The 18,510-nt window shown below is 29.9% G+C and carries 17 protein-coding genes; 11 read left to right on the forward strand and 6 right to left on the reverse strand.

Annotation, left to right across the window (positions count from 1 at the left end):
- The first annotated feature begins 34 nt into the window (after window positions 1-34).
- From KEC93_RS10910 to KEC93_RS10920, 3 genes are all read left to right on the forward strand, one after another.
- On the forward strand, window positions 35-1,906 hold the full coding sequence (locus tag KEC93_RS10910) for a hypothetical protein (protein WP_039771955.1): 1,872 nt from the start codon (window positions 35-37) through the stop codon (window positions 1,904-1,906).
- Window positions 1,907-2,537: 631 nt separating this feature from the next.
- Window positions 2,538-3,203: a PspC-like choline-binding domain-containing protein gene (locus tag KEC93_RS10915; RefSeq protein ID WP_023975891.1), complete on the forward strand. Its 666-nt coding sequence runs from the start codon at window positions 2,538-2,540 to the stop codon at window positions 3,201-3,203.
- 1,069 nt (window positions 3,204-4,272) lie between these two features.
- Entirely contained in the window at window positions 4,273-4,626 is a 354-nt protein-coding gene (locus tag KEC93_RS10920; RefSeq protein WP_241395523.1) for a hypothetical protein, read from the forward strand.
- Here KEC93_RS10920 and KEC93_RS10925 read toward each other — a convergent pair.
- From KEC93_RS10925 to KEC93_RS26895, 3 genes are all read right to left on the reverse strand, one after another.
- Window positions 4,598-5,500 carry an IS3 family transposase gene (locus tag KEC93_RS10925; protein ID WP_211969883.1) on the reverse strand — a complete coding sequence of 301 codons (903 nt, stop codon included), beginning with the start codon at window positions 5,498-5,500 and terminating at the stop codon, window positions 4,598-4,600. The two genes, KEC93_RS10920 and KEC93_RS10925, sit on opposite strands and share 29 nt — an antisense overlap.
- A 67-nt stretch (window positions 5,501-5,567) precedes the next feature.
- Window positions 5,568-5,954, reverse strand: a complete 387-nt coding sequence (locus KEC93_RS10930) for an HTH domain-containing protein (RefSeq protein WP_211969884.1) — start codon at window positions 5,952-5,954, stop codon at window positions 5,568-5,570.
- 130 nt (window positions 5,955-6,084) lie between these two features.
- Window positions 6,085-6,321: a Spo0E family sporulation regulatory protein-aspartic acid phosphatase gene (locus KEC93_RS26895; RefSeq protein WP_373866472.1), complete on the reverse strand. Its 237-nt coding sequence runs from the start codon at window positions 6,319-6,321 to the stop codon at window positions 6,085-6,087.
- Between the two features lie 445 nt (window positions 6,322-6,766).
- On the opposite strand from KEC93_RS26895, the gene KEC93_RS10940 reads away from it, so the two are divergent.
- Together KEC93_RS10940 and KEC93_RS10945 are read left to right on the forward strand one after the other, a co-directional pair.
- The gene (locus tag KEC93_RS10940; protein ID WP_023975889.1) at window positions 6,767-7,402 is read left to right on the forward strand and encodes an ankyrin repeat domain-containing protein; all 636 of its coding nucleotides are present in this window, start codon (window positions 6,767-6,769) and stop codon (window positions 7,400-7,402) included.
- Window positions 7,403-7,548: 146 nt separating this feature from the next.
- Window positions 7,549-7,704: a hypothetical protein gene (locus KEC93_RS10945; protein WP_023975888.1), complete on the forward strand. Its 156-nt coding sequence runs from the start codon at window positions 7,549-7,551 to the stop codon at window positions 7,702-7,704.
- Between the two features lie 106 nt (window positions 7,705-7,810).
- Here KEC93_RS10945 and ahpF read toward each other — a convergent pair whose 3' ends face one another.
- From ahpF to KEC93_RS10960, 3 genes are all read right to left on the reverse strand, one after another.
- Window positions 7,811-9,340 carry an alkyl hydroperoxide reductase subunit F gene (gene ahpF / locus KEC93_RS10950; RefSeq protein WP_077869521.1) on the reverse strand — a complete coding sequence of 510 codons (1,530 nt, stop codon included), beginning with the start codon at window positions 9,338-9,340 and terminating at the stop codon, window positions 7,811-7,813.
- An 11-nt stretch (window positions 9,341-9,351) separates the two neighbouring features.
- Window positions 9,352-9,915 (reverse strand): alkyl hydroperoxide reductase subunit C, encoded by a 564-nt coding sequence (gene ahpC, locus KEC93_RS10955; RefSeq protein ID WP_017212628.1) that lies wholly within the window; start codon window positions 9,913-9,915, stop codon window positions 9,352-9,354.
- A 159-nt stretch (window positions 9,916-10,074) separates the two neighbouring features.
- The gene (locus tag KEC93_RS10960; protein ID WP_077869522.1) at window positions 10,075-11,076 is read right to left on the reverse strand and encodes a helix-turn-helix domain-containing protein; all 1,002 of its coding nucleotides are present in this window, start codon (window positions 11,074-11,076) and stop codon (window positions 10,075-10,077) included.
- A 214-nt stretch (window positions 11,077-11,290) separates the two neighbouring features.
- On the opposite strand from KEC93_RS10960, the gene KEC93_RS10965 reads away from it, so the two are divergent.
- The 6 genes from KEC93_RS10965 (at window position 11,291) to KEC93_RS10990 (ending at window position 18,289) form a co-directional block, all read left to right on the forward strand.
- Entirely contained in the window at window positions 11,291-12,910 is a 1,620-nt protein-coding gene (locus tag KEC93_RS10965) for an N-acetylmuramoyl-L-alanine amidase family protein (RefSeq protein WP_077869523.1), read from the forward strand.
- 266 nt (window positions 12,911-13,176) lie between these two features.
- On the forward strand, window positions 13,177-14,127 hold the full coding sequence (locus KEC93_RS10970; RefSeq protein WP_039771967.1) for an ABC transporter substrate-binding protein: 951 nt from the start codon (window positions 13,177-13,179) through the stop codon (window positions 14,125-14,127).
- Window positions 14,114-15,106 carry a FecCD family ABC transporter permease gene (locus KEC93_RS10975; RefSeq protein ID WP_077869524.1) on the forward strand — a complete coding sequence of 331 codons (993 nt, stop codon included), beginning with the start codon at window positions 14,114-14,116 and terminating at the stop codon, window positions 15,104-15,106. The genes KEC93_RS10970 and KEC93_RS10975 overlap by 14 nt, the downstream gene beginning before the upstream one ends.
- A gap of 1 nt (window position 15,107) precedes the next feature.
- Complete coding sequence (locus KEC93_RS10980) at window positions 15,108-16,115, forward strand: FecCD family ABC transporter permease (RefSeq protein ID WP_077869525.1); 1,008 nt, start codon at window positions 15,108-15,110, stop codon at window positions 16,113-16,115.
- Window positions 16,116-16,931 carry an ABC transporter ATP-binding protein gene (locus tag KEC93_RS10985; RefSeq protein ID WP_039771973.1) on the forward strand — a complete coding sequence of 272 codons (816 nt, stop codon included), beginning with the start codon at window positions 16,116-16,118 and terminating at the stop codon, window positions 16,929-16,931.
- 137 nt (window positions 16,932-17,068) lie between these two features.
- The gene (locus KEC93_RS10990; RefSeq protein ID WP_077869526.1) at window positions 17,069-18,289 is read left to right on the forward strand and encodes an MFS transporter; all 1,221 of its coding nucleotides are present in this window, start codon (window positions 17,069-17,071) and stop codon (window positions 18,287-18,289) included.
- Window positions 18,290-18,510: the final 221 nt, after the last annotated feature.

Below are 18,510 nucleotides of genomic sequence, written 5' to 3' on the forward strand. Positions count from 1 at the left end.
AAGCTCCATTATATTTTAATAAAGGGAGGAAATTATGGGGAATATCATAAACAAATTTGAAAATGAAACTAAGACAAGGGTAAACGTGATAGATCTTGAGAATTTAGGGAAATCTCAATTGCAAAAAGTAGTTATTAAAGATGGAATTTTTGAAGAAACAGATTTTTTAAAAAGTGACAACTATATTAGTTTTCCAACAGAAATGCTGTGCTCATCTACAAAAAGCAATTTTATTAATGTTTATTTATGCTTGAAAAATGAACTTAGCATGGTTGAAAAACTTAAAGATGAGATTATAAAATCACTATATGAGGCGTATCTAATTCTTGATAAAGATAATTGTGTAGAAAACGATAATTTTAGTGAAGAAGGTTTTAAGAAAGCTTTTTATAATTCTTTAAACAATCAAATTAATAATGTTTCCTTAATTAAATTTTATGAAGTTAATAGTATACAAAATGTATTTAAAGATATTAATTTTAATGAATTGCTTATTGAATTAAGGAAAATAAATTCTTCTGATGACTTTGATAATTTTGAAGAGAAAGATGAGCATATATGGAAGAGTTATTTTGGAGATTTCAAAGATGAGTTTCATAAACATTATAGCAAATGGTTGAAAATGATTTCAAAATACTATGAATGTAATGAAGAGGGGCATGAATATGCAAATGAAGCTCAAGATTATATTAATAAGTTTTTAAATAGAGATTTCCGAAATTTGTGTAATGTCATTTACGGAATAAATACTTCTTGTGATCTTATGGTTGAAAGAGCATATATTAAGCTTCCTGCTAGCAAAGCGAGATACTTAGGAATAATATTTATTGATTGCCCTAAAGGTGAAAATATAGCAAAAACAATAGAAAATCGTGTTGGCGAGGATTATAAAGAATTATTTATGGTTATATCTAAATGTAGTAATAATTTAGAACATCTTTTGGAATTGAAAGAAAATATAAATGATACTACATTAAAGAAGAGAATATTTTATGTCTTAAACGAGTTTGAATCATATAAAAATCATTTATTTGAAAACGACTTATTAGATTCCAATTCCAGAGAAGATTTAATAGATACATTGAAATATGCTACAGCTAAAAAATTAGGGATCAAAGAAGATAAAGTTATTGTAACAGAACAATTTAAAGATATAAACAAAAGAACATTAGATAAATTGGACACACACAATGATTTTGTGCAATTATTAAGACTAATTAGAAAAGAAAGTGAAAGATTAGGCAATCCTATAAAGATAAAATCATCAAATAAGGACGGACTAATTAGTATTTCTTTGAATCAAGAGAGAATGATAGTGCAAGCTCTTATGGGAATGCTTTATGAAAGATATAATGGATATCTAGTCGATCAGTGGAAGAGAATCATTGGTGATGAAAATGAAAAAATCGATAGGAAGTGCAAAAATTATACTTACAGTGAGATTCATACGATAATAAGAAATCGCAAAGATAATTATAAAGAATATAAAGTTACAAAATGTTTAACTACAAAAAAAGATAATAAACCAATTGATTTTAGTATGAGGAGTGGCGATTATACTGATAGCAAAAGAATATTAAAAATGATGGTTGATTATGGTTATCAAACAGTTGGATTTCATCCTAATGAGAATAAAATTTTAGTAAGTGTTAATGGCGAAATCTCTAAAGAAGATAAAGAAAAATTAATAAAATCTATTAAAGGAAGGCTTGAAGAAAACGCTATAAATTATTTTGAAAGTGCATTTCTAGCAAATATATCAAGAAAAAAATTTAATACAAATAATTTATACAAGGCCTTGGAAATTGAAACAAATATAACTATGGATGATTTTTATAGTGCGTTTAGAGAGATGTTCAAAAAAATTAGTGATAATATAGTTAGATATGAAGTTCGACTTCAATGAAAGATAGAAATGCAGATAAATGCTAGGTAATATATATTGCAAAAATAATTCTTCATTATAAGTCTAAAAATATTACAAGAATTTTATCTGTAATTGTGAATTGTGAAATGTGAAATGTGCATTGTGCATTGCAGAATATATATTAAATTGGTTTGATAAATTTTAATTTTATTTAGCGATTAGGTTATATATTATATATGAAAACTTCAGTATTATGAAATCATCTAAAACTGAAGTTTTTTTATTCTTTAGGAAATTATAATTCAATTAAATCTGTGTATAACTTTATAATAGTATGTTTTACTAGGGTTAATTATTATAAAAGAATAAAAAATAAATCATATTCGCCTGCCAAATTTTTCTCACATGCGTTCGAAAAGGCAGATGCGTGAAAAAAATCTACACATATGAAAAGAGTGCGAAGCACAATACGGAACTTAACCACAGTCGCTTGCGATTTTTTTATTTACACTTAAAATTATAATTAATTTATGTAGACTATATTTTTGCTATATTGCATAATTTAAAATAATATGAATTTGGTAAATGAATACAACAATGCATATTATTAGTTTGACAAAATATGTAAATCATATATAATTATGATATAAAGGTTTAAGGGGATGATAACGTGATAAAAAACTGTTGGAAAAAAGCCGTAGCTTTATCAATGATCGCCACATCAATAATGCTATTGAACCCAGTAGGGGCAAACGCATCATGGAAGCAAGATAATATTGGATGGTGGTATAGTGAAGGAAATCTATGGGCTACTGGTTGGAGAAAAGTTGATGGAAATTGGTATTATTTCTATCAAAATGGATATATGGCTAAAGATACGCAAATAAATGGTTATAGAATATATTCAAATGGAGTTGCAGCAAGCAATCCTAGCGGAAAATATGAAGATTCAAATTCTTATAAATGGAAAATTGAAAATGGAGAAAACAAGAATATATCTAATAATTACTATTATATAGAGAATGATAAAGTTATTGGTAAAATGATAAATAAAAATAACTATTTGTACTATACAGAAAATGGACAGAATTTTACTGGATGGAAGCAATTGGGTAGTACCAAAGGTTTTAACTGGTATTACATGGAGAACGGAAAACGCTGTTTAGGATGGAAAAGCATTAATGGAAATTGGTTCTACTTTTCTAATTTTGATGGAGAATCAGATACTGATGTCGAAAATCTAAGAGGGAAAATGGTTAATACTTCTATTTTGGATGCAGGCAAGAGTTATCAATTTGATGATTATGGAGCTTTACAAAGTACAGTTACAAGATGATAATAACATTTTATGTATTGGTGATATTGAGTATTTCTAAGTGCTTAAATAATATTGTTCAGTACAAAAAAAAGAATGACTTAGTTAGGGAAATAAGTCATTCTTTTATTATTATTTAAGGGGATAAATAATAATGCTTTAACTACTTTACAAGTTTAATTGTATATTATTAATGTTACATGATTGTGTCAAATTTATTAACTTAATATAAACAAAATAAATATTTAAATTTTTAGCACTGATATGCAGACACCCAACTCTAAAATTAAATTTATGTGGTAACTTCCGAAATCATAAATATTTTGTTCCAAAAAGCTATGAAAATATATTTATGATTTCTAGTGAAGATATGGATTCAAAGTTTTAGCAACTTGGTGAATATGTTCATCTAATAAGTCTAATTATTAAATTGTTTATCTATACAAAAAAGTAGACCGCTTACTATAAAGAAAAGAAGAACTAAAAAATAAAGTTTAATAGTTATTAAAAATATTTATATAGGAATAAAGTTGGATTGATAGATTTTTGTTGCGTTAGTTTTCTGAATTTATTCAAAAAATGATTATAAAAAAGAACGACTTATCAAGGAAATAAGCCGCTCTAAAATTAGAGAGTATTGAAGTAAATTCGTACAATTAAAGTATAAAATGCATGGAGTTTTTTATCAAAATAAATCGTATTACAATCAATGACATGAAAATACTATATATCCTATGTTGAATTCTAAAACGACATGAAAAAATAAATTTATACCGGGATATTGTAGAAAAAGATAAAAATACACATAAAAAAGTAATATAAAAATAAGTGAAGATATTGTTGAAAGATAGTAAAATAAGGATGGGTATAAAATTAATGATTATGAGAGGGATGAGTAATCATCAAAAAAGGGCTAAGATCCTCTAAAGTGGTCCCATTGTCAAGGACATTTATAAAAAAAGGCATTAGATTTTAAATCTAAATCATGTATTTTATCCGTAAGGAGGAGATGCAGAAAAGATGAGCCAACATTGAATCCTTTGGATTTGATGTTGGTTCATCTTAATAGCTAACTGTATCTTGTATTATTATGATAAATAGAAAATTTATAGAAAACTTAAATACTTTCAAGGAATCTATGTTAAGTGATGATATTCCCTCTTATGTTATTCGTTATTGCGAACAGCTTAATGAAGTGAAGTGGATATGGTTTTATGTACAAATGATGGAAGCTGTGATAATTACAGAAGAACTTGACTATCTGTTTTATGTGCTGAAATGGATTTTAAAAACCGATTTCCATGACCTCGCATATGAAATGTATTTCTATGACATGATCAATCCAGAGTGTAGTTCTGAATCACTGATTAAGGATGAATACCGGGCTATGTATAGCCAACGTTACCATACCCAGTTCATGGAAGACCTGTCTGTTCATCGTTGAGCGGATGCTTTCCAGTTATTATATATTCTGCATATTGATTTGGTGCCAGCTTCGCTAGTTTCCACTGATAACGTTCATTATTATAATAGTCCATATAATTATCAATTTCATTGCAAAGTTCATCGTAAGTACTGCATCTGTCTAGATGTATTTCATCTTTCATATGCCCAAAGAAAGATTCCTGCGGTGCGTTATCCCAGCAATTTCCCCTTCGTGACATAGACTGCCTCAGCTCTTTGTCTTTCAGCAACTGACGGAAAGAAATGCTGGTATAATGACAGCCTTGATCTGAATGAAGAATAGCATCCATTTGAAGGCTGTCTCCATGTTTATCAATTAAGTTATTAATAGTTTCTAACACAAAATCAACTTCAAGAGACTCGCTTACTACATATGACAGAACCTGTTTTGTATACGCATCTTTAATGACAGAAAGATAAGCTTTACAGCCATGGTTATAAAATAAATATGTGATATCTGTAAGAAGTATTTTCCCTGCACCATGTTCTACAAATTCACGTTTTACAAGGTTATCAGATATGGCATCTGTCTTAAGAGCTTTCGCCATTCTACGGTACGGATTGGCCTTCCTAATTGGACAAAAGAGATTGTATTTCTTCATTAGACGGCTAATCTTTTTCTGATTCATTCGCACGCCCATATGTAGCAGCCGCATATATATTCCACGTCTACCCTTATCATATCCACGATACTTATAGGCTTCTAATATTAGTGTAAAATCAGCTCTATCCTGTTCTTCCTTATTACATCGTTGCCCAAATGAATGAAGCCAGTTATAGTATCCGCTTCGCGACACGCGAGCCATTTTACATAGCCAACTTATATTTAATTCATTATTATCACGCTGAGTCATTTCTTGGATGAGTTTGAATTTTTCTTCTGGCGTTGATTCTGTTTGTTCTTCCATTCGGCTTGTTTGTCTAGAAATTCGATTTTTTTAAAAATTCATTTTCTTGTTTTAAATATTTAATTTGATGTTCGAGTCTGGCAATTCGTTCAGCATCAGTTAAATCCTTTGCAACTGGACGACCTAAGTTACATTTTCTTATATCTTCAAAGCCATCTGAGCGAAATTCACATCTCTTCACCATTGCAACAAGAGCATCCTTACGTTTTTTACCTAAGAACTTATGATTAATTCCACATTCAGTCAATATTTGAGATGGTATTTTTCCGGCACGGTATTCTTTTGCAAACAGTTCTTTAAATTCAGTTGTATAAGTTATTGATTTATTACTAACTTTTTCGATATATGGATTATTTCGCAATTCTTCTTGTTGTTCTTCTGTAAAATGATTGACGCCCATAAACATCCCTCCAATTATACTGAAATTAATTGTAACAAAAAAAGACCCTGTAAAATAGAGTCAGTAAGAAATTTAGCTTTATAAGCCTTTTTTCTAACTGTCCATTCTATAGGATCCATTTTACTCATTCTTAGGCCTTTTTTTGATATTTAACAATGTGCTTGTCCAGATTTTGAGAAATACGGATAACTATTTTATTTCTAGGAGAAAGAATACAAAGCATATTATTTAGGAGACATTTTCTTAAACGTATATTATATCTTAACTTAAATAATTCAAATCTATTCATGATAGTACCTCTTTTTACTAATTTATACACATAAAATAAATTATAATCTACATAAAATAAATTTTCAAAAAAAATCATACTACAAATAATGTCAAAATATTGTATAAATATACATGCTGTTTTATTCAGATAAAATGAGTAGTTTAATTTAGTTAGATGATATATAAAGAGATATTAAATTACTGGAAAATATAAAATTGTATATTAATATACATATTATTTAAAATAGTTAGGAACCAAAAAACTTAGTTTATTTACTTTGTATCTCAAACTAAATATAAGTTCGAATGTAACTAGAACTAGTTATAAAACTATAAAGATTATTATTTAAAACTTATGAAGGATATTTTTATGACCTTGATAGATATATAGATATAATTTAAAAAATATTAGCATTGAAAAATTGATGAAACAGATGTTAAAATGTATAGATGAATTAAAAAAGAAAGTATTCACTTGTGAGGAAATAATTCGAATTAAAAATCACTAAAAGATATATAGTAATTTATTGGAGGTAATTATCATGAACATTCATGAAATTTTGTTTGGTTCAAGACCAAAATCTATTTTGAAAATAATAAAAGAAGGGGATTTGGAGGAACTTAAAAATTTTATAACAAATGGCGGAGATATTAATGAAAAATATAATGATACTAGCCTGCTTCATTTTGCTATAGATAATTGTGAGAAAAATTACTTTGACATAATACAATTTCTAGTAAACAATGGTGCTGATATAAATAGTAATCAAAGTTATTTGAAAGAACTACCATTACATAGAATCTGTGCGAGAGTAAGTCCTAAGATGGACGTAATTAAATTACTGTTAGAGAAGGGATCTAAAGTAAATACTGAAAATATATCAGGAAAAACTCCTATCTTTTATTGTAACTTTAATTATTCGGTAGAGCTTTTAAATCTTCTTATAAAATATGGTGCAGATATTAAACATAGAGATAAGTATAGCAATACTCTTTTGCATGATGACTATTTAACTTGTCGTGATACTGATAAGTTTGAAGAATACTTAAACGAAATAGTTTCTCTTGGACTAGATATAAACTCAAAGAATAATTTAGGTCACACACCGCTATATCTTTGTAAAAATAAATCTATTGAAAATATATTGATGGAGCATGGAGCAAAGAGAAGTGTATAATTAAGTGCTTAGATACTATAGAGTAGTTAAACTTAGTTATATAATTTTAGAATCTTTTTTATGATAATATTACTACCGAGTATAATTTATAATTGTGGTTAACATATTACTGCAAAATAAAATTATGATTAAGGAGGTAGATTCAAATGTCATTAAATAATAGCGGAGTGCATAAAAATTCACTATCCAAAAAAAGAACTGACTCAAATACGGTAAAGTCAGATGTTGGTGCAGAAATTGGTTTTCCTAATAACAAAGATAAAGGTAGAGGGAAAACAGATGGAATAGTTGGAAAGAATTGAAATTTAAAATAGTTTTAATTCTTAGATTGAAATAATAATTTAGAATATAAGAAAAAATAAGGAATCCCTTTGCAGTAATAGTTTTTATAGCAAAGGGATTCTTTTATTAGTTTCTTATTAGATAGTCAAATGCACCTAAGGCAGCTGTTGCTCCTGATCCCATGGAAATAATTATTTGCTTGTATGGGGTATTAGTGCAATCTCCTGCAGCAAATACTCCTGGTACATTAGTAGCACCATAGTTATCAATTATAATTTCGCCTGACTTATTACGATCGACTGTTTCTCCTAACCAATCAGTATTTGGCACAAGTCCAATTTGGACAAATACACCATCTAATTCAACATGCTTAATTTCTCCTGTGTCACGTTCAATATAGGTAATTCCATTTACCTTATCAGTTCCAGTAATTTCTTTAGTCTGAACATTTTTTAAGACGGTTATATTATTCAAACTGTAAAGACGACCTTGCAAAACTGAATCTGCTTTAAGTTCTGGCATAAATTCAAAAACAGTTACGTGACTAGCAACTCCAGCAAGGTCAATGGCAGCTTCGATGCCTGAATTACCTCCACCGATGACTGCAACATGTTTCCCTTTAAATAAAGGGCCATCACAGTGAGGACAATATGTCACACCTTTATTCTTAAACTCTTCTTCTCCAGGAACACCGACATTCCTCCAGCGGGCACCTGTCGAAATTATTACCGTTTTACTCTTTAAACGTGCACCATTTTCTAGTTCAATCTCAATAAGGTCTTTTTTTTCTATAGTCTTAGCACGTTGTAAGTTTACTATATCAACGTTATAGTCTTTGACATGCTCTTCAAGGCTTGCTGCAAGTTTAGGGCCTTCTGTATATTTAATACTTATAAAGTTTTCAATACCTATAGTATCTAATACTTGACCACCAAAACGTTCAACGATAATTCCAGTACGAATGCCTTTACGAGCTGCATAAATAGCAGCACTTGCACCTGCAGGACCGCCGCCAACAACAAGCACATCGTATGGATCTTTATCTGCAAAATTTTCTGAAACTGGGGCTTCTCCGATTTTTGCAAGAATTTCTTCGACAGTCATGCGGCCACTTGCAAAGAATTCTCCATTTAAATAAACTGATGGTACTGCAAGTATATTTTTACTTTCTATCTCTTCTTTAAAAACGGCACCATCAATCATTGTATGAGTCACCTTTGGATTAAGGATGCTAATTAAATTTAGAGATTGAACAACTTCTGGGCAGTTATGACAGCTTAAACTAATATAAGTTTCAAAATGGTATTCTCCCTTAATGTTCTTAATTGAATCAATTGTTTTCTGATCAATTTTTGGGGCTCTTCCGCTAACTTGTAGAAGAGCTAGTACTAATGAATTAAATTCATGTCCTAAAGGGATTCCTGCAAAAGCTACACCAGTTTCTTCATCAGTACGATTTATGCTAAAGCTAGGAGTTCTTAATAATTTTGATTTTTCAGCTTTTATTTTTGGAGACATAGAAACTAGTTCATCTACGAGAGAAACCATAGTGTTGGATATATCATCGGAATCAGCACTGACTTTTATAAGTACAGTGCCTTCCATAAGCTCAAGATATTGAGCTAATTGTTGTTTTATATCTTTATCTAGTATCATAGGCGTACCTCTTAGATCTTTCCTACAAGATCAAGGCTTGGTTTAAGTGTTGATGCGCCTTCTTTCCACTTTGCTGGGCAAACTTCACCAGGATTATTTCTAACATATTGAGCAGCTTTAATTTTATTTACTATTACAGCTGCATCACGACCTATATTGCCAGCATTAATTTCAATTGCTTGAATAACACCATCTGGATCTATGATAAAAGTACCACGATCTGCAAGACCATCAGATTCAATCAATACATCAAAGTTGCGAGATAATGTATGTGAAGGATCACCAATCATAGTATAAGTTATTTTTTTGATGGCTTCTGAACTATCGTGCCATGCTTTATGTGTGTAGTGTGTATCTGTTGAAACTGAATATACTTCAGCACCAAGCCCCTTTAAAGTTTCATAATTATCTTGTAAATCTTCTAATTCAGTAGGGCATACGAATGTGAAATCTGCTGGATAAAAACAAACTACACTCCATTTGCCTTTGAAATTTTCTTCAGTGATATCTATAAATTCACCGTTTTTGTAAGCTGATGCTTTAAATTGTTTTACTTCTGTTCCTATTAATGACATAATATATTACCTCCTAAAATTCATTTTTATATTTAAACTATATTTATATTTTATTAAATATTATTATTTAATAATGATAATGATTATCACTTAAGATAATTATAAATCTAAATTATAATTTGTCAATACCATTATGTAAAAATTCTTTTAGTAATATTTTTACTTGAGTTTTCTAAAATTTAAAGGTGCTTTTCCATATGTTTTCTTAAACATTTTAGCAAAATTAGCAGAGTAATTGTATCCAACCTTATATGCTATCTCCTCGATACTTAAATCTGTTGTTGATAAAAGATTTGCAGCAATAATCATTCTAATATGATTTGTATATTCACCAATCGACATATGATAATATTTTGAAAATCCTGCCTTTAATTTTTGCTCATTTAAAAAGACCATCTTACTTAAGCTATTTATATTTGGAGGATTATGATAATTTTTAGATAAAATATCATGAGCTTTTTGAATAGCACGAATATCAAAAGAGGTTAATCTTACTATTCTATTATTACCAATATTAATGTTTCCATAGTCAATCTGATTAGTAAAAGCATTCTCAGGAGATTTATTGACCTCGTTTATTAAAATAGCAATACATTCTAATATTTTACTTTCCAAGTAAATACTATTTAATAAGTTTTTATTAGCTAAGCTTTGTAGTTGACGGATAATTTCTGTAATTTCTAGAGGCAGATAGATATATGTATAATTTCTAATAAAAGAATCAAAATCGATCGCATTAGAAAAATTAGGTTTTATAATTTCGGTGAAATATTTTTCATGTATAGTTATTTCAGTTCCATGATAATGCTGACCTTTTGCCCATTTTTGTTTTCCTTTTAAATCTTTTTCTACAACAAAGAATGAAGAAGGCGTAAAAGAGGATACAGGATTATTTTCAAGCTGAAATTCTGTAACTCCCTTATAAACTAATCCAAAACGCATTAGTAGCTCAGGGTTAGAAAAGGATAAGAAAAAGTCTTTAGGAATAGTATAATCCGCAATACCTAAACTATAATATCCATCCCTTGAATAAATAATGCAATGACCAAATTCGGGTCTATCCTTATTTGTATATAAAGTATAATTTTCATTTTCAATTTTACTAAAATTCAATTTTTTTAAGACTGCGGCTTTAAACTCATCACTAGATTTTACAATCATAAAATGCTCCTTTAATTTTTATATTATTAGACATATGATATAGATACTCAAAACAAGAAAATGATTAGTTAAGATGTAAAACTAATTAAATTAGATGTGAATATTGCATTGAGAATGAATATCATCTACAATTGCTTTGGTTAAGAATAAATTCTAAACTAATTATAAAATGTTGTAAAGTATATTTTAGAAAAGTTAGAAGTCGGAGGGAATTATGAAAAGAAGAACAAATAAAATTAAATCAGTTTTAGCTTTAGCAGCAATTGTGTCAGTGACGGGTTCAATGCGAGTTAAGGCAGAGACTTATCCTAGAATACCATCAGAAGAAGGAACTATTTATGAAGCAGCGGCTTATAAAGACGGTAAGTTTTATATTAAGGGAGAGACAAAAGAGGCTGAAAATGAAGGGGCATATTATTTAAATGGAGATAAGTATACTGAAATTAATGATATAGATATTGAAAGAGAAGTTTATAGAACATACTTAGATAAATATATTGAGATGAACTATGGAGATTACTATTTGGACATGTCAAATGGTGAGTTGTCGGAAAACAGCTTAATAGAGGATGATGTAGATAATGCATACTTGGCGTTATCAAGAAAGATAAGAAAAAACACTAAAGGAAGATATTCAGATACTAGTTTGAAAAACGATTTAGTTGAAATCCCTAATGCCAAATTCGGAAAAAGCTGGTATTTTACTAATTATGATGGTTATAATATTTACACAGATTCAGAAGGAAATTATATAGATGCGGATTACAATTTAGGTAAAATTAAGATTGCAACGACATCGAGCAATATTATTACATTAACAAATACAATTGATAAAAAAGAAGGAACCAGAGCATACGTTTCAGAGTCAAATGTACTCGGACAAGATGCAGATTATATATATAGAACTGCAAAGGTTACTATTGAAAGTGATGAAATAATAAGTAAAATAGATGGGATTGATGTAAATGCTGGAAATGCATTTGATACAAGTGAAAATGATGGTAAAACAGTAAGTTTTCTAGCTATACAAAAGATTTCAAAAGAGCAGGCTGAAGATAAGATAGATGGTGCTAACTATGCTAAAAATACAGTTACATATATACTTTCTGGTACAGATGGAACATCTGTAAGTCTACTTGATGGGGCCCAAATAAGTGTGGCAGGAGGATATATAGTTGAGTATATAAAAGATTCAGGAACAATAACAATTCAAACTATTTCATTATATGAAGAGCGAGGAAATCAAAATTATGTATATGCTTATAATATTGCGGCAGAAGAAATAAAAAATATAGATATCGATACGAATGGAAACCTATGGAAGGTTGAAAATGGAATTGTATATAAATTTGATAATTACAGTGAATGGGATAAGATTTATAAGGTAGATGGATCTATGGATAATTTATCGGTTTATGATGAAAATCATATGATAATTTGGAGTGAAGATGTTGATGTTTACTCAATAAAATCAGAGGATACAGAAGAGATAAAGGTAGAAGGATATGGGCCAGAAGAGATTTTAGCAAAAAAATTAGGATGGATAATGAATACAGATGGAAGCTGGAGTTATAATAAGCCAGAGTATATTAAAGCTACTGGATGGCTTTACGACGAGAATAAATGGTATTATTTAAATTCTTTTGGAATAATGCAGACAGGATGGATTAATGAAAATAGCAAATGGTACCATTTAAGCGAAAACGGAGCGATGAAAACTGGATGGCTAAATGAGAGTGGAAAATGGTATTATTTAAATACATCAGGAGAAATGCTTTATGATACTACGGTTGATGGATATAAACTGGGGATTAATGGGGATTTGATTCAATAATTTTTAATATGTTTCAGGCTTAAGTGATTGATATTATAAAGTTATTTAATTCATATATAAGCCAAAAATAATCAATTAAGGTGCAAAAATAATTAAATCTGGTGCAAATATTGAAATGAGAATGAATGTCATATACAATTGTTTTTGTCGGAAATAATAAAGCGGAACTTAATTCAGATAGAATATGATCTATGTATAAATTTAAGTTGGATTTTCATAGTAGCTAGATAGTGGAAAAAATATAAATTATGAAAGGAAGATACAAAATGAAGAAAATTTCAGTGGCTAAGAAACTTTTAGCAGTTTGCTTAACGTCAATGATATTTGTTGGGTGTACAAATACAAGCAATTCTACAGTAAAAGAGGAGAATAAAACTGTTAAAGTAACTGATGTTAAAGGAGAAATTGAAATTCCAGCAAATCCTCAAAGAATAGTTGATTTAAGTGGTAAGAGTGATGTTTTATCAATTTTAGGATATAAAGTAATAGGAACAGCTAATAGTGATGCTTATAATTATAAAAAATTACCTACATATTTAGAAGATACATTAAAGGATGCAACAATAGTAGGTTATAGCATGCAGGACACTATGGACATTGAAGCAATAATGAATTTAAATCCTGACTTAATAATAATTTCAACAGTACAGGAAAAAATGTATAATCAGTTAAAAGAAATTGCACCAACAGTTATGATTAAATCAGAAGCATTAAATTGGAAGGAAGATGTTAAGAATTTAGCAAAAGTTTTTGATAAAGAAGATATAGCAAATGATTGGATAGAAAATTATGATAAAAAAGCAAAAGAAGCAGGAGATAAGATTAAGGAAACTCAGGGGAAAGATGCAACTTATTTATCCTTCTTAGCTAGCGGTGGTCAATTCTATGTATTTGATGGAGCTGGATTTGGAAATGTATTATATGAAGATATGGGTTTAAATAAACCAGAAGGTATGCCAGAGCAGACTGATATAAGCTTACCAGTTGTAACATATGAAGGACTTGCAGCAATAAAAGCAGATAATATATTCGTTCTTGCAACTGATGAAGACTCAAAAACTCTTGAAGGAAATGCAATATGGAATGGACTTCCAGCAGTAAAGAATGGCAAGGTTGTTAAATTACCATCCTCACCTTATTTTAATCAAGGCTATAGTCCAATAGGAAGAGAAAAACTTTTAGATGAAATAGTGGAGAAGTTAAATGAAAAGAAATAATAAAAATGCAATGACTTTTACAGTTTGTAGTATTTTTATTCTGATAGTGGGTCTAATCCTAGGCGTAAGCCTAGGAGCTACCCAGATTGGAATTTCTGAAATATGGCATAGTATTTTTAACTATAGTGAACAGCTTGAACTTGTACTTATTAGAGATGTACGTATTCCTAGAGTTCTATGTGTATTATTTACAGGAGGGATTTTGGGTGTAACAGGAGCCATTATTCAGGGAGTAACAAGAAATCCAATAGCAGAACCATCGCTTCTTGGTGTAAGCCAGGGAGCTACTTTGGTTATTGCAATATTTTATGCTATGGGAATTTCAATAAATACTACAAATGTTATGATAGCAGCCTTAATTGGTTCAATATTTAGTGGAATTATAGTAATAGGTTTTATATCAAAAAAAGCAAATAATAGTTCAATTACAAAAATACTTTTAGCAGGAACTGCTATAAGTACCTTTTTTATTTCTCTTACAACTATTGTAGGGTTATTATCAAACCAATCTCAACTTCTTGCTTTCTGGGTAGCTGGAGGTTTTCGAAATGCAACCTGGTTAGATTTTAAATTAGTTTCAGTGATTGCAACTATAGGTTTAATAATTGCACTTTTACTTTCAAAAAAGATAAATATATTAAGTCTTGGAGATGATGTTGCAATAAGCCTTGGGCAAAATCCTGAGAAAATAAGATTAATAACTTTACTTGTTATGATACCAATGTGTGCAGGTGCAGTTGCTGTTGGTAAAAATATTGGTTTTGTTGGACTTATTGTGCCTCAGATTGTAAGAAAAATTTTAGGAGAAGATTATAGGATAAACATACCTTGTTCTTTTTTACTTGGAGCAGTTCTTTTAACTTATGCTGATATTGCTGCAAGAATGTTTTTAAGTCCTTATGAAACTCCAATTGGAATATTCACAGCCTTAATAGGAGTTCCATTCTTTATAGCTGTAGCAAGAAAGGAGAAAGGCTGATATGAAAAAGAAAAGTTTTAAAATAACAGCTTCAATATTAGCAGCCTTGCTGTTTATATCTTTAATATTATATTTGAGCTGGGGTACTTATAAAATATCACCTTTAGATATTATAAATACGCTCCTTGGAGGCGGAACTAAACTACAGAAGGCAGCACTTTTAAACACCAGGCTTCCAAGACTTTTAGTTGGAATTTCAGTAGGCATAGCCTTATCTACAGCTGGAGCGCTCCTTCAGACAATAACAAAAAATGAATTAGCTGATTCAGGGATAATAGGTATTAATGCTGGAGCAGCAGTGGCAGCAGTTATTTTTATTTCTTTAAAAACTGAGGATTATTATAGTGAGCTTGGTGCTTTATCTATTTATGTGCTGCCTTTTATGGCTATTTTAGGTGCAGGAATTTCAGCAATTATACTCTACTTTTTATCAAGCAGAGATAGAGTAAGGCCAAAGAGACTGCTTCTTATAGGACTTGGAATAAATGCAGGATTAAGTGCTTTTATAACTTTTTTCACTTTTAGAGGTGGAGCTGGTGATTATAACAGAGTGCTAATCTGGACCTCTGGAAGTCTCTGGGGTTCAGGCTGGGATTATGCAAAAATAATAATTCCATTAGTTATTATAATGTTTACTCTAGTAATCATGAATTATAAGAAATTAGATGTTCTTAATTTATCAGATGAACATGGAGTCTGTCTTGGATTAAATTTAAATAAGGAGAGAAAAAAATTCTTAACTATTGCCGTTATTCTTGCTGGAGCAGCTACAGCCTTTGCCGGCAATATTGGATTTATAGGCTTAATATGTCCTCATATAGCGAGAAGGTTAGTTGGACCTTATCATAAAAACTTTCTTGTAATATCTGCAATTATAAGTGCAGTAATAATCTTACTTGCAGATGCAGTTTCAAGAAATTTATTTTCTCCAATTGAAATACCTGTTGGGATTACAATATCAATTTTTGGAGTGCCATATTTTATTTATTTAATGATGAAGGAGAATTAGATGGAAGCGATTAGTGTAAAAAATTTATCCGTAGCCTATGAAGATAATTTAATAATAGATAATATGAACCTTTCGATTCCAAAGGGAGAAATAAGTATAATCATAGGAGCCAATGGATGTGGAAAATCAACTCTGCTTAAGACTATAGGTAGAATAATAAAACCAAAGAACGGTGAAATTTTTGTAAATGAAAAGAATATAAAAAAACAAAAGGAAAAAGAAATAGCAACTCAGGTTGCCTTCTTGCCTCAGGGGCCAACATGTCCAAGTGGAATTACTGTTAAAGAATTAGTTGCCTACGGAAGATTTCCACATCAAAAGATGATTGGAGGCCTAAATAGCCACGACAAGGAAATCATAGATTGGGCAATAGAAGAGACAGGTCTTAAAGAGTTTGCAGACAGGGAAATAGATAATCTATCTGGAGGCCAGAGGCAGAGAGCATGGATTGCAATGACCTTGGCTCAGGAAACAGATATAATCATGTTAGATGAGCCTACAACTTATTTAGATATGTCTTACCAGCTTGAAGTATTAGAGGTATTAGAGAGATTAAACAAAAAGAATAATATTACTGTGGTTATAGTCCTTCATGAATTAAATAATGCCTGCAGATTTGCAAGTAATATCATTGGACTGAAGCAAGGAAAAATCATATGCAAGGGTATTCCTAGGGAAGTTATAACACAAGAAAACTTAAGAAAAATCTACGGAATAGATGTTAAATTACAATTAAGTGAAAATGGTGAGTATCCAATCTGCGTAGAATATGAACTTAGGCACATGAAAGAAAATAATAAACCAAAGATGTGCTGAATATTTCGTGTCAGACAAGGAAGTAGATTAGCCTAATAGCCAAGCCCTATTGGGGCAATCTGCTGACGCAGTATGACGCGAAATAGGCAAGCATATTGGTCTATTATTTTTTTGATTGTGCCGTGAAAGAGGATAACATGAGAAATAAGAACTTTATTATAATTGTTATTGGTCAGATAATATCTCTATTTGGAAATGCAATTCAGAGATTTTGTATGTCTTTATACATTTTAAATTTAACAGGAAGTGCTGGAGTTTTTTCAACCATATTAGCAATATCAACTATTCCATATGTTTTATTTGCACCAATTGCAGGCTTCCTTGCGGATACAGTAAACAGGAAAAAAATAATGGTTTATCTTGATTTTGTAAGTAGTGTATTAATGGGCGCCTATGGAATAATACTTATGAGTGGAAGAGATAATACCATAATAGTAGGTATTGTAATGTTTATGTTAAGTGTTATTTATACTTTATACAGTCCAGCCGTTACAGCCTCTATTCCTCAAATTATAGAAAAGGAAAAATTACCTTCAGCTAATGGAATAATTCAGCAGGTTGGATATGTAGTTAATTTGCTTGGACCAGTACTTGGAGGGATTTTATATAGTTTTATTGGAATAAAGCTGGTTGTAATAATAAATGCTATAAGCTTTTTAATATGCGCAATCTTAGAGTTATTTTTAAATATTCCTGATTTGGAAATAAGGGAGAAATTTAAAAATCCTATCTTAAAATCAATAAAGGAAATGAAAAAGAGTTTTATATATTTAAAGGAAAGAAAGACAATCGTCTTAGGAATCATAGTTTCTTATGCTCTGACTAATATTTTTGTGGTGCCGATTTTAAGTGTTGTGACTCCATATTTTATTAATATACAAATGAGTCTGCCTTCCAGTATGTATGGTTTTATAGAAGCTATATTTGTTGCAGGCATGATAATAGGAGGCATGGCAATAACCTTTAGGCCTAAATTATTTAGTGTGAAAAAATTACATAAGACCATGTATCCTATGGTAATTGCTCTAATAATTATGGGAATAGCTGTATACTTAAATGCTGAAAATAAATTCTTTATTTTAGGGCTTTATTCATTTGGAGGTTTTGGAATAATGTTATCTTTGGCTTTATCTAATATTATATCTTTAAACTATATTCAACAGGAAGTAAGGGGAGATATGCTTGGAAAGGTCAGTGCTTTTTCTACAGCAGTAGCTACAGTAAGCGTGCCCCCTGGACAACTGATTTTTGGACAATTAATAGATTTTAATTTTAGCCTTTTTAGCATCGTTATTCTGAGTACTATTTCTAGCGTTGGAGTAGTGTATTTTATAAAATGGAATGTAAGAAAAGCTTAAAAATAAATAACTAATCTTTAACGTATATTGATGTAAGTAAATTAAATTATAGAGTATAGTTAGAGAATATTTAACAATGATTGAGACGTTATAAATATTAATTAAAAGCTGGGGCGCTCTTATATAAGAAAGCCTCAGCTTTATTTATTTCATATTCTAATGAGATAATCAAGTAGACTAAAAAATTATATTGTGTGATTAGTAAAGTTACCACTGAATTA

The organism is Clostridium beijerinckii (assembly GCF_018223745.1).
In the GTDB taxonomy this organism is placed as follows: domain Bacteria; phylum Bacillota; class Clostridia; order Clostridiales; family Clostridiaceae; genus Clostridium; species Clostridium beijerinckii.